The sequence below is a fragment of the Vibrio sp. CAU 1672 genome, assembly GCF_029223195.1.
GTDB lineage: Bacteria > Pseudomonadota > Gammaproteobacteria > Enterobacterales > Vibrionaceae > Vibrio.
Genome location: NZ_JARHUF010000023.1, coordinates 36385 through 59690, shown reverse-complemented (window position 1 = coordinate 59690; position 23306 = coordinate 36385). Strand labels below are relative to the sequence as shown.

Genomic DNA, 23306 nt, shown 5'->3' with positions numbered 1-23306 from the left:
AGTTTTACAAAGAGAAATGACTATGAATATTATGTCTAACACCAAACAGCTACCCTCTTTTGTCGAGGAACGCCTGAACTTTTATGTTCAACTTCTGATTGAGCCAAATCAGAACAAAAAACCATTAGTGATCGGGAAACGCCCTGACAGTAATGCAGTGATCATGCAAAGTAATGATTACTTATCTTTGTCTCATAACCAGCAGATCCAATCCGCCCATCAACATGCCATTTCGGAACGTGATGATAATGTCGTCATGTCGGCGGTCTTCTTACAGGATGAGCAGGCCAAGCCTGATTTTGAGACCCAGTTAGCCGAATATGTCGGGATGGAGAGTTGCGTTTTGTCTCAGTCTGGCTGGGCAGCCAATATCGGGCTGTTACAAACCATTTGTGCGCCTGGTATCCCGGTCTACATCGACTTTCTTGCCCACATGTCACTGTGGGAAGGAGCGCGGATCGCCGGTGCCGATGTGCATCCGTTTATGCACAACAACACCTCACATCTGCGCAAACAAATTGCCCGGCACGGTGCTGGGATCATTATCGTCGATTCAGTCTACAGCACAATAGGTACCATAGCTCCGCTGGAAGCTATCTACGAAATAGCTGAGCAGTTCGGCTGCGCCCTGGTGGTGGATGAATCTCATTCCCTTGGCACACACGGCGCACACGGCTGCGGCCTGATCAATGCTGTGGGTGTCAGACACCGGGTTGACTTCGTGACAATAAGTCTTGCCAAGACGTTTGCCTATCGTGCCGGTGCCATCCTCGGGCCAAAATTACTCGGAGAGATTTTGCCTTTCGTTTCATATCCGGCCATTTTCAGCTCAACGGTACTGCCACAAGAAGCGATAAGACTTGAGAAAACACTCGAGGTTATTAAAACCGCCGATAAAAAAAGACAAACACTTATCGAGCGGGCAAACAGGCTGCGCACCGGATTAAAGCAAATTGGCTTCCCGATCCGCGGCGAATCACAAATCATAGCACTGGAATGCGGAGATGAAAGAAACACCGAACGTGTCAGAGACTTCCTTGAGCAACGCGGCGTATATGGTGCGGTCTTTTGCCCGCCAGCGACAGGCAAAAATAAGTGTATTATCCGCTTTTCCGTCAACGCAGATATCACACCAGCAGAAATAGACCATGTAATCAGCGTATGCCAGGCCGCCTACAACAACCCAGGCCTGCAGTTCGTTTAACTACTGTACAGGCATAGTATTGCCTGATATTGAGTAACATCATTAGAGAGCCCGGTGTAATGCCGGACTCTTTGTTATATCCAATTGGCGATTTTGTCGAAAAGTCGGTTTTTGTCCGCTGGTTTGACAATAAAATCTGACATACCTGAGGAACCAATCCGATCTAATGTGACGGGTGAGCTATCACCAGTATGGGCAATGATCGGCACGTCAGCATACTCCCGGTTCGAGCTTCTTATGCGGCGTGAGGCTTCAACGCCATCCATAACCGGCATCTCAATATCCATCAGTATTAAGTCGACATGTTCATCATTCAAGGCTTCAAGGGCTTGTTTACCATCTTCACGCTGAATGACATCAAAGCCCTGTTTTTCCAGCAACATAGAAGTAAACTTACGCAAAGACTCATTGTCATCGACCACCATGATGGTTCGTTTGCTCTGCTCTGGGGCGGATACTTGAGGGGCTCGGGCTACTGTATAGCTGGCATCAAACATCAGCCTGTCAAACATGATCCGGGTATTAAGCAACCATGCCTGGGTTTCGATCCAAATCGGTTCGAAGCCTATTTTAGTTGGACGCAAAGCAGGATGACGCTGGAACAAATAGATAATTCTGGCTTCAGTAAAGGTTAAAAGTGACTCCAGCTTTTCCTGATGATTGTTCTCTGCACTGGCGTGATCAATATCAACCATGATCAGATCATATTCAAACTCATACTCTTTACGCTGAAGAACAGAATCTACCGTTTGTAACTCTAACTGGAACCCCAGCACATTAGCGATTTCCGTTGCTTTGGCAGTCAAGACATTGTGATCACTGATGAACAGTACTGACTTGAGTTTGGTCAGGTCACTTTTTATCTCACTGACTTTGTCCGAATCAATCAGCGGAAATCTGAGCGTAAATCTGGTCCATTCCATCAGCTCTGATTCACATTCAATTTTTCCGCCAAACGAACGCAGCACCTTTTTACAAAAAGGCAAACCTAAACCATAGTTTCCGCTGCGTCCGGTGGTGTAGAAGTCCCGGAAAATATTACCAATGATCTCCGGTGGAATACCGGGGCCATTATCGGTGACGACAATCCGGTTTTCATGCTGGGCGACTTTCATTTCAACGTGAATATGAAAGTCATCATTGGCTCTGTGATGAAAGGCATTTTTGAACAGATTATAAACCACGTACTTAAGCAATGTATCACTGCCAAGAAACTCAAATTCATCACGAACATCCAGAGAAACAGCAAAACGATCGGTCGCCCGTTTGTAACTGAAACTCTCGATAGCACTCTCTACCACTTCTCGTGCAGCGTGCTTTTTAAATGTGGAACGCGAGACCCGGTTTTCATCAATAGAAGTTAATAACAAGTCGATGGTTTCATTACCTGAGTGGATGATTTTCATTGCATCATCACTGACTTCTCTCAGTAATGTAATATCTTCAAAACTCAACTCATAACGAGATTGCTTGGCTGACTTCGGGTCAGGCACGATGGACTGAATGATATCAATAGAGGTACATAAGCCACTAAGTGGATTTCTCATTTCATGCGCAATCCCCGCACCAAATGACTTAGCCAATGACACTTTTGCTTCATGTTCAACCTGATTGCGGAAATAGAACAAATTACCAAACAGGTAGATGAAGAAGAAAATAGGTACATGAGCCCAGTTCAGGGTCAGCTCCAGATGGAAGCCTTTCAACGCCCACACTGAAAAAGTCGCCGACGTCAAACCAATAAACGTCTGAATAAACATCACCCGGGTGACATGGACTAACAAAATATGCAGGAAGATAGCAGACATGAATGACATCACCCACACATTTGACCAGTCATTCATCAATAACATGAAGAAAAAGAAGTACGGCAGGCACAAGGTGATCACGCCTTGGTAATAATACGGCATAAGCTTGCGCCAGGTATGGCTAAGCTTATTGCGAAAGATAATCACCAGAAACAACAGGGCACACACCATCCTGAGCCACCAGTTTTCATAAGGCTGAGGAAAAAAGTTCGCCCAGACAAAATAATACGTCGGAAAGCCTAAAAAGCCCATCCACCCAACCAGGGTTAGATTAGGTTCCGCATACTGATAAACCTTGCGTATCGCTTCCATACTTCTTACTTTGTCAACTCGCCAATTAATATGTTCTTAGTTTTACTGTCTGCGCACTCATAATAAACGTGCTTAATAATTATATATTAGTTAATCTGCACATGCAGCGGGAGGGGGTGTTACAAATTCGCGACACCAGTCTTCAATTAATGCAGACACTTCCAATAGTTATGTGACATTGTTCCACCAGGAAGGCCGTTGCTAGAGGCATGAAAAAGGGCAGCTGTGTAAAGCTGCCCTACTCACTAGTTGGAATAACCAGCAATTCTAGGAGTAAATGACATGTGATTCAATCCCACTGACCAAGGAGTGAGCACTCGGCCAGCGAAATACTTTGTCCATCACTTCCTTTCCGTCGGGTGCTGACCACAGGCGCTCTGCCCCTTCCTGGCCGCCAATATGGCGGTAAAACTCTACCGCAGGCTCATTTTGCGCGAACACTTCCAGATATAGACCACTGCCTGCAAAAAATTGTGCGTGCCATTGCGCAGCTTCCAGTAGCAACTGCTTACCAATACCGCGTCGATGGTAATTATGATCGACATGCAGCGCTTCAATGAAACTGCCGCGCTCAAAGTCATGATTACCGAAGACACAGACAAAACCAAGCAGCAGCCCTCCCTCTTCAGCCAGTACGATGTGTTGATTAAATGGGGGGTTAGTCAGGCGAGCCTGCCAAATCAGCAACTTGTCATTGATCAGATCATTGTTTAGATAGCTATCATTCAAAATGCCACTGTAATGACATTTCCAACTTTCGGCATGCAAATGCGCGATTCTTTCATAATCCTTATATTCTGCAATTCGTAATTCCATTACGTCTTCCTGTTTACTTATTTTTGCACCACTCAGATAGCTTGAGTGTTTTTCATCTACTAGTTTGCAGTTTCTTAGCAGATATGACAGCTACAAACTCATAGCCTAGATTTTTAATACTACCCATAATTCCATTAAAAGCAAAACATACCATGCGCATTCTGGTACAGAGCAACAGTTGCCCCTGGCTATTGTTTAGTTACCTACCCACAGCCGCGTTTCATTAGCGGTGGCACAAACCCAGCTTAAGCTCTCGGGATAAATACTGCTGACACTTGTTGACACAGAATAAGTTTGACTTACACATGTACGCTGATATTCTAGCTTACAGGTGTAAGCTTAAATGTTAGGAAGACATCGTGAAACACAATACCCCCCCAATTCTTTGGTTAAATATCGTCATATTTACCAGTAGCTTTTTACTCACCTTTTTTGTTACACCCTGGTATGCCTATCAGTACGGACTGGCTTGGCCACACCTGGTTTGGTTAATTATCGCATTTAGCTTCACTAACCTGTCCATCACTGCCGGCTACCATCGATTGTGGAGCCACAAAACATACAACGCCCATCCCCTGTTACGGATAATATTTGCTGTTGGCGGCGCCTTTTCCCTGCAAAACAGTGCATTACATTGGGCGTCAGACCATCGCGTCCACCACAAACATGTAGATGACAATGACAGGGATCCGTATTCTGCTAAACGTGGATTTTGGTTTTCTCACATTGGATGGATGCTGCGCGACTACAATAATTCAGCGCAAAATGATTACACCAATTGCCGGGATCTTAAGCGAGATAAGATCGTAATGTGGCAACATAAACATTACGTGCCACTAGCAATCGCCACTAACTTAGGCTTTCCAATCGCGCTTGGTTTGATCCATGGCGATATCGTGGGTATGTGGTTGGTGGTCTGCGCAGTACGCCTGTTCTTAAGCCACCATACCACCTTTTTTATTAATTCACTGGCGCATATTTGGGGTAAGCAGACGTTTACCGACCGGAACACTGCCCGCGACAATGGATTATTGGCTTTCTTCACCTTTGGCGAGGGATACCATAACTTTCACCACCTGTTTGAAAACGATTATCGCAACGGTATTTACTGGTGGCAATACGACCCAACCAAATGGTTAATTAAAGGTTGCTCATGGATTGGGATGACCTCTAAATTGCGCACAACATCGACGTTTCGTATCGAAAAAGCCCGCGCCACGCAAATGTTGAAACAAGCCAAGCAGAAGTTACAGGCAAAACCCAATGCCCAGTCCCTGATGTACCAGCTTCAGGCTGAGTTTGATTCTTTTATCAGCCAGATGCAGGAATACTACGAGATTCGCAAACAGCTCATGGAAGAAAAGACCGCTAATGTTGTAGAAAAATATGAACGTTCAGTGTTACTGGCAAAATACCAACAGATTCAGCAAAAATTCAGACATCAGCAGCGCAGCTGGACCTTATTAGTCCGCCGTTACGGTTAACCTTCCGGTAGTAAGAGCCCCGATTGAGGGGCTTTCCCTGACAAAACGCCCTTATCTCACCGACACTGCCGCAAACCGCCACACTCTCTGTTTATACTCATCAACACACCCGCTTTTCTACCACATCAGCCTTTTGCATCCTTTTGCTTACTGAGAGCAAACTAGCACATAACACTATTTAAACGCATTTAATACAAGATATTCTCCCGGGATTGTTTATTATTCTATTATTTGTTTTAGATCATGCCGACCCCAATTTTCTCTCGTGCCACAAAGAAGATTTCTGTAAATTCACCGTCATATATTGCAACAGTTTGTTTCTTTTTTTCATAACATCTGGAGAGACCTTATGTTAGAGCTTTTAATTGGCTTGCTCGTGACCATTGCTGTGGGTTACTTCATTGTCAAAGGCTACAAAGCGGCCGGCGTTTTGCTGACTGCAGGTATCAGCTTACTTCTTTTAACCGGCATTCTCGGGCATGACATTCTGCCGTCAAAAATCACCTCGACAGGTAACATGGTTACCGATGCGTTAGAGTATGTGAAATACATGCTGCAGTACCGTGGGGGTGGTCTGGGTATGCAAATCATGCTGTTGTGTGGTTTTGCATCTTATATGACACACATCGGTGCCAATAACGTGGTCGTAAAACAGTTTTCTAAACCGTTGTCTGTGATCAAATCGCCCTACGTTCTATTGGTCGCTGCATATATTGTCGCCTGTCTGATGTCATTAGCCGTCAGCTCAGCAACAGGCTTGGGCGTACTATTAATGGCTACTCTGTTCCCGATGATGACCGCTATGGGTATCTCTCGCCCGGCAGCGGTTGCCGTGTGTGCCTCTCCTGCCGCAATCATCCTTTCTCCTACCTCAGGAGATGTCGTCATTGCCGCCGAAAAATCTGGCTTAGCATTAGACGTATTTGCCGTCCAGACAGTACTGCCTGTTTCCATTGCAGCGATCATTGTGATGTCGGGCGCGGCATTTTTCTGGAACAAGTATCTCGATAAAAAAGAGAATACCCCAATGGAAAAAATCGACGTGTCTGAAATTGAAGCCGATGCGCCGGCTTTTTATGCAGCACTGCCATTTCTGCCGATCTTCGGTGTTTTTCTGTTCAACGGCCGCACGATTCCTGGCCTGAGCCTGGATATTTATACGATTGTTGTCGGTTCAATTTTCGTCGGAGCCCTGATTCACTACGTTGTAAACAAATTTGATGGTAAAAAATCATTAGACGATCTCGATTCATGCTATGTCGGGATGGCTGATGCATTTAAAGGCGTGGTCATGTTGTTAGTTGCAGCTGGTGTGTTCGCACAAGGCCTGATGTCGATTGGTGCAATTGATAACCTGCTTCACCTTGCGGACAAAGCAGGGGCTGGCGGTATCGCCCTGATGCTTATTTTAACCGGCCTGACTGTCGCAGCTGCAATTGCTACCGGCTCAGGTAACGCACCATTCTACGCATTCGTTGAATTAGCACCGTCACTGGCAGACAAAATGGGGCTCAACCCTGCGTTCTTAATTATCCCTATGCTACAAGCTTCCAATTTGGGCCGCACAATTTCTCCGGTTTCCGGTGTAATCGTAGCGACTTCAGGAATGGCGAACATCAGCCCATTTGAAGTGGTGAAACGGACTTCTGTACCGGTATTAGCAGGCTTGGTTACCGTTATTATTGGAACCCTGTTCCTGGTACCAGTCACTGCATAAATAACGCTTCCCCCTATAGCAAAAAGGCCAGTAAGTTTTCTTACTGGCCTTTTTGCTATCTGGTCGGCCGAGAAGCAACTCAAGCTCCCTGAAGTGCCTGTGGAATCTTAGTAATACTCTGGCGGTAACTAAACCACAAATAGGTAACCACAATCGAGAAAAACAGATATGACAACGAAAATACAAGCGGAGAAGAAATCAGATTCGCCGACAGCCCCCACATGACCCCGACGACAGTCACGGTCAGCTTTGACAACGCGCCACAGATCAACAAAAACAGAGCCAGTTGTGGAAAGCGGGTACTACGAAAAGCGAAAAAATAACAACTCCCTACCGCTAAAGAAGCCAGAGAAAGACCCAGCATAAAAGAACTGATGTGATCGGCAGACGCGATGCCTGCTGAAACCGAAGTCATTAATAGTATGAATAGTTTCATAACAGCAACCTTCTAAGAAGTCCGAAAACTGCACTTTCATAAATGCAATCTCACGTTGCATTCAGTTTTGCCCGTTTAACCACCAATTTCAAGCCCCCTCACGTGCGCATTTTAATGCACACGCCTCAAGTTGCATCAATTGGTTACAAATAACTAACACACTGGCATTTATAAACCCTTCAGATACCTACGACCGTCTATCCAAGATGCCCAATCATTACAAATTGTTACACAAAACCAACAATTGCGCTTTTTTTTCTTTTTATTCCTGAACTGTGAACCTGGCGACAAAGTTAGCAATCAAAAGGCCGCATGCCACCTCTTCGTATTTTTCCAAGGCAAATAAGCATCATTAAAACATTAATCCAACAAACCAGTAACTATCAATCCATAAGCAATGTAAATAATGTTTAAATACTTAAACTTTTTTTTATTGCAGACAGTGAAAATTGATTCCAATCACACTTATATTCGCTATAATCCGCGCGCACCACGCCTGGCGCTGAAAAATGCAAACTTATTTTGAGTAAAGCACCTTTTTAACTAAATCTCCTCTGCGATAAGCAAGAGGCAATACCGAGATATATAATGAGCAAGATTGATAAAGCGATGCGCATTCTACTAGCGGGGTTCTGCATTAACCTTTGCCTTGGCATTCTGTATGCCTGGAGTGTATTTAATAAAGCCCTGGTTACCGATTTTGGCTGGAGTGCAGCTGACGCATCGTCTCCCTATGCTATTGCAACAATCACCTTTTCAGTTTGTCTCCTCGTTGCCGGCATTCTTCAAGATCGCATGGGTCCGCGAAAAATATTAATCCTGGGCACAACACTCACCGGATTGGGTATGATTGCTTCTGGTTTTGTCTCTTCAGTATTAATGCTGAACATCACCTTTGGCGTGATTACCGGTGCCGGTATCGGTTTCGGGTATGCATGTTTATCTCCTTCCGCCATGAAGTGGTTCCATGCATCTAAAAAAGGCATGGTGAACGGCCTTATCGCGGCAGGATTCGGTCTGGCCGCAATATATCTGGCCCCATTAACCTCCAAACTGATCAGCCAGGTTGGTATTAACACCAGCTTTATGATTCTGGGCGCGGGCGTACTGGCGATTGCTGTTCCTCTAGCCTTCACAATCAACAACCCACCTGCAGGTTACGTTCCTGAAGAACCAAAAATGAAAGCTGGCCAGGCGCCAAAAGCAGTGAAAAAGGCAGCAGACATCAGTTGGAAAGCAATGTTGAAAACACCTCAGTTTTATTCTCTGTGGATCATGTACGCATTTGCCGCATCCGCCGGTCTGATGATCATTGGCAACATTACCAATATCGCCAGTGTTCAGGCCAATCTGCCAAACGCGGTTTACCTTGCGTCAATTCTCGCGGTATTCAATTCCGGTGGACGCGTCGCTGCTGGTATTCTGTCCGACAAGATTGGCGGTGTGCGTACCCTGCTGATCGCCTTTATCCTACAAGGCCTGAACATGGCTTTGTTTGCGACTTTTAAAACTGAACTTTCGCTTATCATTGGTACCGCGATTGCCGCAGTCGGTTATGGAACACTGCTGGCAGTATTCCCATCGATCACTGCAGAGTATTACGGGCTGAAAAACTACGGCACCAATTACGGTGTGCTTTACACCGCGTGGGGCATTGGCGGCGCAATCGGAGCCGCAGTAGTTGGTTATTCCATGACTCATGGCGGTGGTTACGGCCTGGCTTACACCACCTCAGCCGTTATGATGGGGGTATGCATCGTGCTGGCACTGGTAACCAAACCTGTTACCTTAACAAAAACAACCGCAGCTACCGTGAATGCATAATCGGTATTGATTTGCGAACAAAAAGGCTTAACCTAAGGGTTAAGCCTTTTTGATATTTACTCATAATGGAAACCTCTGCCGAACTCGCGCCAGATTACTATTTGACCAATTTCTATAAACTGATTGAACATGCCACGCAATGGTATGAGGACCTGCTTTCCTCTCAGGAGCATCAGTGGCTGGCTGATTTTTCCCGACTTCCCCATTCCGCACAGTGCCTACTGGTCAGACTATACAGCCGCAAAGGCTGCTGGTTTCGCAGTGACAAGCTGAACTATCCCGAGATTTCCTCAATTGAACAGGCACTGGCAAAATTGTACCAATCTGGCTTTATAACCCTTAACCCTTGCTTACCGATCCCGCAACTGGCCAATAGCCTGTTAACCAAAGCCGAAATCCTCGCCCTTTGGCCTGGTTTGCCTAAAACACAAAAAAAGGACCTGTTGATTGAACAACTTGAGCACGGAGAGTTCCATCAGTTCGAAAGGTTATCGTTCAAAATCATCCGGCTCGAATCGGCGCAGATGATCGACCTATTACTGACGTTATTTTTTGCTAACACCCGGCAGGATCTGAGTCAGTTTGTCCTGGATGACCTAGGCCTACAGCAATTTGAAAACTACTCACTCAGTCAAGCCCGTCGATTCTTTGATAACCGCTCGCAAGTCCAGCACCTTATCACTCTAAGCTTGCTCACTGAGCAGTACTGGCAAACTGACCGGAAACAAAAAGCTAACCTTGATGCACTGGCAGGCGAGCTCACTGGTGCTGTCGGGCACCACTATGTCGACAGAAAGCGCGAGCACCTCATCAATGATATCGCGCGTGATTATGAACGCCTGGAAGAGTGGAACACGGCGCTATACTGGTTTGAACAGACCACTCTGACTCCCAGCCGCGAGCGACGGGCACGAATTTACGACAAGCTGGATCAAAACCAGAAATTTAGTGACGTTGTCACAGGTATGCTAACGTGCCCTATTGATGATTCTGAGCTAGAGATCGCGCAGAAGTTACAACAACGGCTTCAGCGTAAGCAAGGGATGAAAATCCCAAGAACAGCCAGACCGGAATTCACAACGCATAACCTGGTGCTGGATTTAACCCAGCAGCGCGTTGAACTGGCAGTGAAGTCCTATTTTGAGCAACAAGGCTGGAGCGTATTTTACACGGAAAACACCTTGCTCAACGCTTTATTCGGCCTGACGTTGTGGGACGCAATCTTTGCCCCGGTCGAAGGCGCGTTCATTAACGCGTATCAACATCGACCACTCGATTTATATCATTCGGACTTTGTGAATAAACGCAGCGCAAAAATAGAATCGGCATTACATCACCTCGCCGCTGGTGAGTATCATCACCTCTACCGCACCTATCAGACCAAACTCGGACTCAGCAACCCATTTATACAGTGGGCCAAAATTGAACCCCAATTACTTAAACTTACCCTTGATACCATTCCATCACGGCTGCTGGTGGCGTTAATTCGTACTCAGTTAAGAGATCTCAAGTTATACCGTAATGGTATGCCCGATCTGATTGCTTTTAAAGGTAATAAATTTGAATGGATAGAAGTCAAAGGTCCGGGGGATAAACTGCAAGACAATCAGCTGCGCTGGTTTAAACAGTTCCAACGGCTGAATGTCCCTTTTTCTGTTTGTTACGTCGAGCACACAGTTTAAAACCGGCTGCCCTGGCAATCCACAGCCGGTAAAAAAAAGAACATTCCTCTTACGGCCACTGTTTATCGCTATTTGCCCCCTGTCCTTTGCGATGACCTTTGGTATTTGAACCTCAATTTTGCTTTAATTAAAGTAAATTGAATTTACTAAAAATAACGTCATGAATTTGCGACTGATTTTTTTGCTTTGCATTGCCTCACTTTTCGCGGGCTGTGCCACTTATGCCGGCCTAAACTATAACGCTCTTTTTGGCCCGGAACTGGTCCGTCTGCGCACAAGCGACGTTGACACCCCCCATGCGGACTTCTTCCTACAAGAAGTGAAGCCAATCATCGATAATCGCTGTGTTGTGTGCCACGCCTGTTACGATGCACCTTGTCAATTGAAGCTTTCGTCAGTTGAAGGAATAGACCGGGGAGCAAGTAAACAACTGGTTTATGAAGGTACCCGCCTCACCGCTGTCGCACCCACCCGCCTGTTTGAGGACGCGGAGACCACCCAGGAGTGGCGTAATGCTGGTTTCCACCCGGTATTAAACGAACGTGAGCAAAGCACGGCGGCTAACCTGGACGCAGGGTTAATCGCGCGCTTACTTCTACAGAAAGAGCGCTATCCTCAACCGGATCAAAAGCAACTCGACGGATTTGACTTTTCAATTGACCGCGAGCAAACCTGCCCGACAATTAATGAGTTCGACCAGTATGAGCAAGAGCATCCCACATGGGGGATGCCATTCGGGATGCCTAATTTAAGTGAACGCGAACACAATACTTTGCTTACCTGGCTGGAAAATGGCGCGTTCATGAATGCCCACCAGCCACTCACCCAGCAGCAAAAATCCGATATCGCCCGCTTTGAAGTTTTTCTTAATGATGAAGGATTAAAAAACCAGCTCGCAGCACGCTATATCTATGAGCATCTGTTTTTGTCCCACCTTTACTTTTCGGAACACGGTGGTCAACCGCGCTTTTTCACTCTGGTTCGTTCATCAACGCCGCCGGGAACAGCGGTTAAACGTATCGCCACCCGTCGTCCCTATGATGATCCGGGCGTTGAGCGGGTCTACTACCGCCTGATCCCTGAACAAGGCACCATTGTCGATAAAACCCATATGCCATTTGCTCTTAATCAACAACACCTGAGCGACTGGACAACATGGTTCATTCACGCCGACTACAACGTGAGTCAGCTGCCAAGCTATGAAGTGCAGGTAGCGGCCAACCCTATGACTGCGTTTATTGACTTGCCTGTTAAGTCACGGTTCAAGTTTATGCTGGACAACGCCCAGAACACCATCATGGCTTTCATCAAAGGCCCGGTATGTCGTGGCCAGCTGGCGCTGAACGTGATCAACGACCGTTTTTGGATCTTCTTCCTCGATCCGGATAAAGCCGACATCCCGGAAGTTAATGAGTTCTATCGTTCACAGGCCGACAACCTGAAGCTCCCGGGTGAACTGGAAAGCAATACGGTACCTGTGACCAACTGGGTGAAATATGCCCGCCAGCAGGCCCGTTATCTGGAGGCCAAATCGGAGTTCACCAACCAATGGTTTAATAACGGTACCCACCTGGATACAAATGTGATTTGGGACGGTAATGGCACCAACCAGAATGCGGCTCTGACCATACTCCGTCATTTTGACAGTGCATCGGTGGTGCAAGGATTAGTCGGCGAACAACCCAAAACTGCCTGGGTGCTGGACTACGCATTGCTGGAACGTATCCATTACTTACTGGTTGCGGGTTTCGATGTCTACGGTAACTTCGGCCACCAGCTTATCACCCGGATGTTCATGGACTTTCTGCGTTTAGAAGGCGAAAGTAATTTCATTTCGCTGCTGCCCAAGGAGATGCGCCATGTCGAGCATGCCAGTTGGTATCAGGATCAAAGCCCTCAACTAAGTGATTTTTTACAACGTAACGTCCAACCGTTTAACCAACCAACTAGCGTGGTGTATCAGACAGACGATCCTAAATCTGAATTACTCGCTATGCTGCGTAACCAGGTTTCGCCAGTATTAACCGACCGCTATAACATCACCGGTACCAGGCTTTCTCGAGAAAACGAACGGCACCTCGCATCACTGGGCCAGGTTCGCGGGACTGGATTAGCCACCATTCCACAAATCACTATGTTGATGGTTCACACTACCTCAGGTCACGATGAACTGTTTACCCTGTTACACAATAACGCCCATATTAATATTTCCTGCCTGTTCGATGAGGAGGGCAATCGCGACTACGCCAACGACGACATGACCATCGTCCGGGGAGTGGTAGGCAGCTATCCTGCGGCATATTTTTCCATCGAAGAGAAGCAGATAAAAGAATTTGTCAAAAGTTTTGCTGCCATTCAAAGCGAAGAAGATTACGTTAAGTTACTGGATCGTTTCGCAATTAGACGCAGCTCTGAACAATTTTGGCCGTTCAGCGATCGAGTTCATCAGTGGTATCGTACAAAACAACCGATCGAATTTGGTTTACTTGACTATAATCGGTTTGAGAATCGGTAATTAACGGTTAGGGGGTTCTCATGAGTATCCGAGACAACATTGCAGCCCTGGAACAACAGATTTATGTCGCCTGTTCAGAAGGGGATTATGAAACGGTCAATATGCTGGAACACCAACTCGAATACTTACGCGGAAAAGTGGAGCATCCTCTCGATGACGACCCTTACGCTTTAGATACTCAGTTCGAATGGGATGACGATTTGACCAAATAGTAATAAACCTCCGGTAATTACCGGAGGTTTTTATATCCGCTTAAGATGACGGGGCCATTAGTTCGTCCAGGGCAAGCCCGGATTGACTGACCAACAACTCCAGTTCAGAGCGCTGCTCCTGGTAGCTGGCCAGCGGATCAGAACTGCTCTCTATTGCCTGACACAATACCATCAGCTTTTCCAAACCAAGGCTACCAGCACTGCCCTTCAATTTGTGTACCACCTGTTTGATCTCATTGCTCTCACCACGCTCAGCCGCCGATTCAAGTTGACACATAGCCTGCTGACTGGATTGTTTGAACAGTTCAACCAACTTAAGCATTTGAGTAGGTCCCAGTACACTCATGTCGGACTCCACCACCTGGCGGTTAACCAGTACCACCTCGCGGTTTGCTGCCAGAACCGGCTGTGCAGTTAGCGGCTCCGCTGTTTCAAACTCAGGTACATCCGGAGAAAATACCTCTAACTGAGACAACACCAAATGTTTGCCATCCAGCATACCCTGAATTAATGAAGCCAGTGCTTCCTTGTCCAACGGCTTAGGCAAATAACCATCAAACCCGGCCGCCAGATAGCTTTCCACCTCCTCGTTAAACACGTGAGCTGAAACCGCAACCATCGGAATAGGTGTCCGAGCTCGCTCCGGTGAAATAGTTCGCTCAATGCGCTTGAGACTGTGTATCAGGTCGATACCGTTGCAATCCGGCAAGTTGATATCCACTAACGCGATATCAAAATCCTGCTGGGCAATGATTTGCTTCGCTTGGCGTCCATTTTCAGCCATGACCACCTGATGCCCCATACTGGTCAGAAAACCTTCGGTGACTACGCGATTGACCTCGTTGTCCTCAATCAACAATACCTTGGCACGAATATGGCCCTGTGGTTGTGAACTCGTGCTGATTTCAATCGGCTGACTCAGTGACAAAGGAACCGAGAACCAAAAGCGGCTGCCCTCACCCAGCTCTGATTCAACCCCGAGTTCACCTCCCATCGCCTCGATGATTCGACGGCTGATCGCCAATCCCAGCCCGGTTCCCCCCGTTTGCGCCGAACCACTATCAGCCTGGGTAAACGCATCAAACAAGGTTGCCAGATCTTGTCGGGCGATACCCACCCCGCTATCGGTGACCTCAAACAAAACCTGCGTTTCATCATCCGGATTGAGGCTGACATAGATATCTATCTCGCCTTGTTCGGTAAACTTAATCGCGTTACCAATCAGGTTGTTCAGCACCTGACTGATGCGGGTCACATCACCCCGCCAATACTGACCGACTTCACTCTCAATGTGGTATGAAAACAACAGCTGTTTCTCTTGTGCCCGGCCGTTCATCAGCTGGAAGGAATCCTCAACCATTTGATGTAAATCGAAGCCCGCCTCACGGATCTCTAAATGACCGGCCTCGATTTTAGAGTAATCCAGTACATCATTAAGAATTGCCAACAAGGTTTTGCCGCTTCGGTTGATGATTTCAGCATAGCGTTTCTGTAGTGGGTTCAGTCCCGAGTCGATCAGCAGACGCGCGGTACCGATTACTCCGTTCATTGGTGTGCGGATCTCATGACTCATTGTCGCCAGGAACGCGGATTTAGCCCGGTTGGCCTGCTCGGCCAGAGAGCGCGCTTTTGCATGGTTGGTCACTTCTTCGTTTAAGCGCTGATTGGCCTGCTTAAGCTGAGAAGTTCTCTGTTCAACAAGTTCTTCCAAATGTTCTTTATGCTCTTGCAGCTCGCGCTTGGCTTTGGCCTCCCCTTCAGCCACAACTTTAAGCGCCTGGGCAGTATTGCGTGCGGTGATAATGGCCTGCCCCATATGGGCCAGCTCATCTTTGCCTTTGACTTCCAGATTAATAGCCAGGTTACCCTGTGCGACCGAAAGCAAAGCAGAGGAATATTCGGTCAGGCGCTTGATCACCGAGGTGTACACCACACGCCAGAGGATCACCACCACCACAATCAGGCCGGCAATAGAAATAAAGGTCAGAGACCACTGGGCAAGCTGCAGGGTACGGGTTAGCTCCTGAACAGCCCGTGTTGTGGTTTGGTTCGAATCGTCGACCAACTCGTTCACTGTCGCGTTTAACTCAGTGAACAGCGCCAGGTTTTTTTGCATCAGTCGCTGCGCCTGCTCGTTGTTTTCGTACTGCTGCATTAAAATGGTAAACACCACCTGACGTTGCCCCAGCTCGTTCAGTAAGCGCGTCATTTGCACCGACCGGGTTGGATCTTCTACGGCTAAGACCCGGCGCTTCATGATACTCAGATTGTCCTGAAACGCGGTTTGAATTTCCTGAATACGCTCGATATGCGTAAGGGTACGCGCCTCCTCAATCTGATTAAGCATTTTAAACGCCAGTAAATGCAGCTCATGCAGGCGTTCAGCAAGATCCAGGTCTACTTCGACCAAAGTATCCAGAGCCTTATACACTGCTTCACCACGTCCCTGCTCAAGCAAATCATAGATGTGAGTGACATTAGCAACCGCAATCGTGCTGGTATTCTGCACTTGGGTACGGGTTAGTTGTTCGAGCTCCTCACTGAGTAAACGCATCTGCTCAACCCGCGAATCAATCTCTTTGGCCAGCCAGAGCTTGCGCTCAACCGAAACACCGAGATCCGCCAGGTTATCAATCACGTTTTGTACATTAGCTTCCAGTGCGGATAACAGAGTGGCATCAAACGACTCACCACCAAGCTGTTTTATATGCGCAAGTAGCGACTCTAACTGCTCAAACAGTACTTTACCGGCTCGTTGCCGCTCTTGCTCCGTTTGCGCATTAGACAGCATTTGCACCGAAGAAATAATCCGGGTACTTAACTCTGATACCTGTCTGGCCTCCAGCATGGCGGGAATTGCGCCCTCGACTACATTCCTCTCTGTTCTTGCCACCAAAGAAAAGCCTGATACACCAATCAGTGCAGAAAGTAACACCAACATTGCCATGGCAATGAAGGAGAGCAGCAGCTTGCGTCCGATGCTTGCGGTAGCTAACAACATAGTTTCCTGACCTTATTATTCGTTTTCGGCGTCATAATACGTTATATTTTGCAGTGTTTACTTAATCTATGCCAACGAACTTCATTTCATGGTTATCAATCAACGTGTTTTTTTAACAGTTTTCCAGCAATCCCTGCTCCTGCTCTCCATGCTGCTAGCTTTACCGACGATAGCGGCGGAGAAGGTTTGTGCCATCTACCCCCATCTTAAAGACTCTTATTGGCTATCGGTGAACTACGGTATGGTCAAGGAGGCGCAAAAGCAGGGGATCGAATTGCGCGTTCTTGAGGCCGGAGGCTATCCGAACAAAACACGCCAAGAGCAACAATTAGCCTTATGTACCCAATGGAACGCAGATGCCATTATCCTCGGCACCGTCGATCCGCAAGCGTATAAACATAACTTGAAAAACTGGGTCGGCAATACGCCAGTCTTTGCTACCGTCAATCACCTGGAACTGGATGAAAACCAACAGACACTGTTAAAAGGGGTCGTTGGCGTGGACTGGTACTGGATGGGTTATCAAGCCGGGAAATTTTTGGCTGAGCGCCATCCTGCCGGCAGCGGTCAGACTAACATCGCGCTCCTGCTTGGCCCACGCACCAAAGGCGGAACCAAGCCCGTAACCCGGGGGCTTAACGATGCCATTAAAGACAGCGACATCCATGTAAGCCATCGGCTTTGGGCAGACAATGACAAAGAACTGCAACGCAACTTAGTTCAGAGGACTCTCGATCAGGGCAATGTCGACTATATCGTCGGCAGTGCCGTGGCAATGGAAGCCGCCATCAGCGAACTGCGTAGCGCGAACAAAAGCAATGAAATTGGTTTAGTATCCATCTATTTAAGTCACGGTGTTTACCGCGGTTTGCTGCGCGATAAAATCCTGTTTGCGCCAACCGATAAAATGGTCGAGCAAGGACGCCTGTCACTGCTCCAGGCGACCCGTTATCTGCGTAATCAAGCATACGAAAAACAAGCCAGTCCAACCATCGAGCCACTCACCCCGGATAACTTAAGAAAAGATACAATTCAAGATTCGTTATCTCCATCCGAGTACAGGCCGACATTTCGCGTTAAACCAGTTGATTGATAGTAGAAAAACGTGTTCTATAAACGCCAGAAAGAAAATCAATACAACGGAAACAATTTGATGCAAAAGAAGACTCGTACCATGCCAGCAAACAAACACGTCGCGCTGGTCGCTCACGATAACTGTAAGCCTGAACTATTACGCTGGGTAAAAGAAAACAAAGAAGCATTACAAAGCCACTTTTTGTACGCCACCGGCACAACCGGCCATATGCTGAGCAAAGAAACCGGCCTTGCGATTAAAAGCATGATCAGCGGCCCGATGGGCGGCGACCAGCAGTTAGGTGCACTGATCTCTGAAGGTAAGATAGACGTATTGATCTTTTTCTGGGATCCACTCAATGCTGTACCGCATGATCCGGACGTAAAAGCGCTGCTCCGTATCGCAAGTGTATGGAACATTCCAGTCGCCACAAACCGCGCAACGGCCAAATTTATCTTTAACTCACCGTTAATTGAACAGGAAGTTGACGTGGAAGTGCCTGACTACGAGGCCTATCTGGCAGAGCGGACGTAATCGCCTGCGGCCCCAGCATCAACTCAACAAAAAAGGCGATAGTTACCTATCGCCTTTTTTGATCGGCAAAACCGCTATTTTGACAGCACGATCGGGTAATCACCATTGACCAGTTCTTGAACAAAACCAGATCCAGCTCCGGTATGAGTGATCCATACCTTTTCCTTCGCCCTTGTCAGCGCAACATAAAACAAACGGCGTTCTTCCGCGTAAGGATAATCATCACCTGACGCTGTCAATGCCCCATCAATGTGCACCGCTTTCTTTTTGGCCGGAAACTGCCCTTCGTCCACTGACAAAATAACCACAAAGTCCGCCTCGCGTCCTTTACTGGCATGGCACGTCATAAAACGGATATCCAGGTTGGGAAAACGCTTCTGCCAGTCATCATACAAATCCGGTTTATGGTAGTGATTACGTCCCAATAACAGTACAGACTTCACTTTCTTCGCCTGATAGTTCAGCTGATCCAGAATCTTTTCCACCTGACTGCTCGGTGCGGAATAGACGCACTTTTGCTTCTTCTGCTTATAGCTGTTCAACGTTTTTGACAGTTGAGATGGGTTTTGCTGGACAAATACATTAGCCACATCACCAATCTGATTATTAAAACGATAAGTTGTATCCAACCGGTGTACCGTTGCGTGCTTAAACCGTTGCTCGAACCCGGTGGTCAAATCCACATCTGAGCCGGCAAACTGGTAAATTGATTGCCAATCATCACCAACAGCAAACAGTGTCGCACCGGCTTGTTTGCCTGTTTCGGCACACAAGGCTTCGATCAAAGCCAGGCGATCTGGTGAGATATCCTGATACTCATCCACCATAATAAAGCGCCATGGTGAGACAAACTTGCCCTTACGGATATAATCTGTCGCACGGCTGATCATGGTAGGAAAATCCACCTGCCCACTCTCTTTGAGCATTTTTTGCCACGCGCTGTAGCACGGCCAGCACAGAGCGAGTTCGCTGTTCAGGCGTGTATAGTCCGGGTGGCTGACTAGCTTTTCCTGCACCTGTTTTTTTGTCAGCCCCATCGCAGCCAGTTGCGACAGCTGGGCATCCAACCACGCGATAAGCTTCGGGTTTTCAGAATGGCTGCCCAGTTCATCATCGCCTGCCAGATAGGCTATCGGCCATTTAGCCAGGTGCTTTTGCCAGCGCTTGAAGTTGGTTGGTGTCATCCAGTGCTTTTTCAACCAGTCGATGCACCACGCCGTTCTTTGGTTGCTGTCCAGCGCCAACGGGCTAATTTCAACCGCAGAAGACTCTACCTGATTGAGAATTTTTAACCCCAGCTGATGAAAAGTGTTGACGCGTACGTTTTCCGCAGACATACCTACTTTATCTTTCAGCCGTTGTGCCATTTCGGTCGCGGCATCGCGGCCAAATGCCAGCATCAGCAACTCATCTGGTTGAGCCTGATGACTTTGTAATAAGTAAGCAACCCTTGCTGTCAGCACACTGGTTTTACCTGAGCCTGCCCCGGCCAACACCAGGTTATGGTCATCATTGAGTAATACCGCATACTGCTGTGAAAGATTCAGTGGCGAGGATTCGACCTGATTAAACAGCACTTCCCAGTTGGTGCGCTCTTCTTCCAGCCATGCATGGTTGCGCTCTGCCAGTGTCTGGCAGGTTGCCAACAGCCAAGGTTCAAGTACCCCTATGCGATTTGGCATCCGCAGCTTAGCTTCACTCAGACTGGTTTGAATCTCTGTAAGATCTGTATTGACTTGATTTAGCCAGTAGCGAACCCGGGAATTGGATAAGTAAGCCGGGAGGTGCTGTAACCCATATAACCCCTCTTCCCACTTGGGCAGATATTGGGCCAGCATACGGCACTGATTGTTGTGCCACTGCTGATAATGGCGCACGGCATCCTGAGCAAATTTACGACATTGTGGCCAAGGTAGCCCCTGAACCAGCCATGAATGTTGCTGACCATCCTGCTCATGGGCGAAAAACTGTAATGTACTCCAGATCAACCCGCGTTTCACCGAAACCTTGCCATTCCAGACAGTGAACGGAATGTGCTCTTCACTGCCTACCGAACTTAATAAAACACTGTTTTCTTTAACTTCAACCTGGTAGTACTCATTTTGAATAAAAAACTGTGCTTTATCAGAGGCTGTTAGTTGCATGTGTCGAAGAGCCTTTTCGTCATAATCTTGTCGGTTTATATCATTTTCGCCAGGTGAATTGTAGCTCAGGATGCCTTGAGCGCGATGTTCTGCCCCTTTCCTTAAATAAAAATCACATTACTGTTGTTTTTATAATCTTTTTTCCGGCTTTACATTCATTTGATGCCATTGCTGTTTATTTCATGCGCAAACAACTTTTTTTCTTATATTTTGACCTAAACACGCTATAGTGCGATTGCTAAACTGGCATTGTTTTCATCATATATAAAGGCGCATTGTGCAACCGGCTTTAAAACTTCGCCTCTACTGGGCTAATAGAACCATTAACTACAGTATCCTTATTTTGATCACCTTACTGGGTGTGGTTATTCCCGCCTGGTATTTTGAACAAAACACGCTGATCACACCGCTGATTTTAGGTGTCATCGCCGCCGCACTCGCAGAGAGCGACGACAGCTTCATGGGGCGATTAAAAGCGCTGCTTCTGACGTTTGTTTGTTTCGCTTTCGCCGCCTTTTCCATTGAGATCCTGTTCAACACCCCGTGGCTATTTGCCGGCGGACTGTTCATTTCGACCTTCGGGTTCATCATCCTCGGCGCCTTAGGGCCAAAATACGCCAGCATCGCGTTTGGCTCGCTGTTGATCGCCATCTATACCATGCTCGGCGCTCATGAAAGCCCCGCTATCTGGTTTCAGCCGCTGTGGCTGCTCAGCGGTGCCGCCTGGTACTATCTCATGTCAATGCTGTGGCAAATGTTCTGGCCACTGCAACCGGTGCAACAAAGCCTGGCAACAGTATTTTTCCACCTGGCAAACTACTTAGATGCAAAAGCAAAGCTGTTCCACCCGGTCACGGACCTAACCCCGCAACCGATGCGCATTGAAGCTGCGCGGCTTAATGCTGCCACCGTCACCGCACTCAATGCATGCAAAGCGACGTTACTCAGCCGCTCAAAGCGCGGTCACATAGATGGCCCGAGTGACCGTTTCCTGAATATCTACTTTATTGCCCAGGATATCCACGAGCGCGTCAGTTCCAGCCATTACCGCTATCAGGATCTGGCCCGGGAGTTTGAACGCTCAGATGTTCTGTTCCGCTTTAAATATTTGCTGGAAACACAGGCGCAGGCATGCCGTGATATTGCCCATGCCATCAAGCTGGGCAATGAGTACAGCCACACCGCCCAGTGCGCTAGCGCTCTGGCTGAACTGCAAAACTCGCTCAATTACCTGCAAGAGCAGCAACACGGCCACTGGAAACGATTGTTGGCACAACTTAGCTATTTATTTCGTAACCTTGCAACGGTAGAAAAGCAACTGTGCAATATTAACAACCCCGATGCTGAACGGTTAGAGGAAGACACGCTTGATGATACTAACCCACACACGCTTAAAGCGATGGGACAACGTATCTTAGCGAACTTAACTACGGATTCGATACTGTTTCGCCATGCTCTGCGTATGTCGCTCGCTTTAACCATTGGTTACGGCATCATTCAGGCTTTCAGCATCGATCGCGGCTACTGGATCTTATTGACCACACTGTTTGTGTGTCAGCCCAACTATAGCGCAACCCGGAACAAACTGACCGCACGGGTGATTGGCACTCTGGCCGGGCTGCTGATTGGTGTTCCACTGCTGACTTTCTTCCCGTCTCAGGAGAGCCAGCTGGTGTTTATCGTGGTATCCGGGGTGATGTTCTTTGCATTTCGGATCAATAACTATGGCTACGCCACAGGCTTTATCACCTTGTTGGTGCTGTTTTTGTTTAACCAGCTTGGTGAAGGCTATGCCGTAGTATTACCACGGCTGGCGGATACCCTGATTGGCTGTGCCCTCGCCGTAGCCGCGGTGATGTTTATCCTACCGGACTGGGAATCCAAGCGGTTACACCGAGCGATGGCAGACGCCATCAATGCCAACAAAGACTACCTTGGTCAAATTATTGGTCAGTACCGTATTGGTAAAAAAGACAGCCTCAACTACCGTATCGCGCGCCGTCAGGCACATAACGCGGATGCCAGCTTGTCATCTGCGATTAGCAACATGTTAGCTGAACCCGGTAAATATCGTACTGCGACAGAGGAGAGCTTTCGCTTTTTAACCCTCAACCATGCCATGCTTAACTACATCTCCGCTCTGGGTGCGCACCGCACTCGCATCGAAGACCAGGCAATCCATCAGTTGGTATTGGATGCGCACCGCAGTATTCACCAGCACTTGGATATTCTACAGCGCCAGTTACACCAACAATGCGAAGAGTGTGACCTTTCTGTCATTGATGACTCGGATATTGAGCGACGCTTGAATGAGTGGCGTGACGAAGACGATGGCTCGGCCCGCCTGGCACTCCAGCAACTCCACCTGATTTATCGTATGCTGCCTGAACTTCACTCACTGGCGTCAACATTTGCAGTACGAGTACACTCATGATCTGGCTTAGAGAAAAGTACCCGGGTACTTTTCTCTAACCGCCTGATTCTTTTATGACTCGCAAATCTCTTACCAGCAGTTTGACAGCCTTTGACATTTTTCGGACAA

15 protein-coding genes are annotated in these 23306 nt (G+C 47.6%); 10 read left to right on the top strand and 5 right to left on the bottom strand.

Features of this window, described 5'->3' with window-relative positions; all coding sequences use genetic code 11:
* Positions 1-16: 16 nt before the first annotated feature.
* Positions 17-1204, top strand: a complete 1188-nt coding sequence (cqsA, locus tag P2G85_RS17275; protein WP_275865310.1) for an alpha-hydroxyketone-type quorum-sensing autoinducer synthase — start codon at positions 17-19, stop codon at positions 1202-1204.
* A 74-nt stretch (positions 1205-1278) separates the two neighbouring features.
* Here the strand turns inward: cqsA and P2G85_RS17270 are convergent, their stop codons facing one another.
* Both P2G85_RS17270 and P2G85_RS17265 read right to left on the bottom strand, forming a co-directional pair.
* Entirely contained in the window at positions 1279-3324 is a 2046-nt protein-coding gene (locus P2G85_RS17270; RefSeq protein ID WP_275865309.1) for a hybrid sensor histidine kinase/response regulator, read from the bottom strand.
* Between the two features lie 267 nt (positions 3325-3591).
* A complete protein-coding gene (locus tag P2G85_RS17265) occupies positions 3592-4140 on the bottom strand; it encodes a GNAT family N-acetyltransferase (protein WP_275865308.1) in 549 nt (182 codons plus the stop codon).
* Positions 4141-4499: 359 nt separating this feature from the next.
* On the opposite strand from P2G85_RS17265, the gene P2G85_RS17260 reads away from it, so the two are divergent.
* Together P2G85_RS17260 and dcuC are read left to right on the top strand one after the other, a co-directional pair.
* A complete protein-coding gene (locus tag P2G85_RS17260; RefSeq protein ID WP_275865307.1) occupies positions 4500-5624 on the top strand; it encodes a fatty acid desaturase in 1125 nt (374 codons plus the stop codon).
* A 349-nt stretch (positions 5625-5973) separates the two neighbouring features.
* The gene (gene dcuC / locus P2G85_RS17255; protein WP_275865306.1) at positions 5974-7341 is read left to right on the top strand and encodes an anaerobic C4-dicarboxylate transporter DcuC; all 1368 of its coding nucleotides are present in this window, start codon (positions 5974-5976) and stop codon (positions 7339-7341) included.
* A gap of 79 nt (positions 7342-7420) precedes the next feature.
* Here dcuC and P2G85_RS17250 read toward each other — a convergent pair whose 3' ends face one another.
* Positions 7421-7777: an NADH:ubiquinone oxidoreductase gene (locus tag P2G85_RS17250; RefSeq protein ID WP_275865305.1), complete on the bottom strand. Its 357-nt coding sequence runs from the start codon at positions 7775-7777 to the stop codon at positions 7421-7423.
* A 588-nt stretch (positions 7778-8365) separates the two neighbouring features.
* On the opposite strand from P2G85_RS17250, the gene P2G85_RS17245 reads away from it, so the two are divergent.
* From P2G85_RS17245 to P2G85_RS17230, 4 genes are all read left to right on the top strand, one after another.
* Positions 8366-9601: an OFA family MFS transporter gene (locus P2G85_RS17245; RefSeq protein ID WP_275865304.1), complete on the top strand. Its 1236-nt coding sequence runs from the start codon at positions 8366-8368 to the stop codon at positions 9599-9601.
* 65 nt (positions 9602-9666) lie between these two features.
* Entirely contained in the window at positions 9667-11283 is a 1617-nt protein-coding gene (locus P2G85_RS17240) for a VRR-NUC domain-containing protein (RefSeq protein ID WP_275865303.1), read from the top strand.
* Positions 11284-11443: 160 nt separating this feature from the next.
* On the top strand, positions 11444-13798 hold the full coding sequence (locus P2G85_RS17235) for a fatty acid cis/trans isomerase (protein ID WP_275865302.1): 2355 nt from the start codon (positions 11444-11446) through the stop codon (positions 13796-13798).
* A gap of 20 nt (positions 13799-13818) precedes the next feature.
* A complete protein-coding gene (locus tag P2G85_RS17230; RefSeq protein WP_275865301.1) occupies positions 13819-14010 on the top strand; it encodes a hypothetical protein in 192 nt (63 codons plus the stop codon).
* A 40-nt stretch (positions 14011-14050) separates the two neighbouring features.
* Here P2G85_RS17230 and torS read toward each other — a convergent pair whose 3' ends face one another.
* Positions 14051-17011, bottom strand: coding sequence for a TMAO reductase system sensor histidine kinase/response regulator TorS (torS, locus tag P2G85_RS17225; protein ID WP_275865300.1), 2961 nt, complete (start codon positions 17009-17011; stop codon positions 14051-14053).
* A gap of 88 nt (positions 17012-17099) precedes the next feature.
* Between torS and torT the strand changes: the two genes are divergently transcribed.
* Together torT and P2G85_RS17215 are read left to right on the top strand one after the other, a co-directional pair.
* Entirely contained in the window at positions 17100-18104 is a 1005-nt protein-coding gene (gene torT, locus P2G85_RS17220) for a TMAO reductase system periplasmic protein TorT (RefSeq protein ID WP_275865299.1), read from the top strand.
* Between the two features lie 60 nt (positions 18105-18164).
* Positions 18165-18620: a methylglyoxal synthase gene (locus tag P2G85_RS17215; protein ID WP_275865298.1), complete on the top strand. Its 456-nt coding sequence runs from the start codon at positions 18165-18167 to the stop codon at positions 18618-18620.
* 74 nt (positions 18621-18694) lie between these two features.
* On the opposite strand, the gene helD is transcribed toward P2G85_RS17215, so the two are convergent.
* Entirely contained in the window at positions 18695-20764 is a 2070-nt protein-coding gene (helD, locus tag P2G85_RS17210; protein ID WP_275865297.1) for a DNA helicase IV, read from the bottom strand.
* A gap of 277 nt (positions 20765-21041) precedes the next feature.
* Here helD and yccS point away from each other — a divergent pair, with 277 nt between their 5' ends.
* Positions 21042-23198: a YccS family putative transporter gene (gene yccS, locus P2G85_RS17205; RefSeq protein WP_275865296.1), complete on the top strand. Its 2157-nt coding sequence runs from the start codon at positions 21042-21044 to the stop codon at positions 23196-23198.
* The last annotated feature ends 108 nt before the right edge of the window (positions 23199-23306 follow it).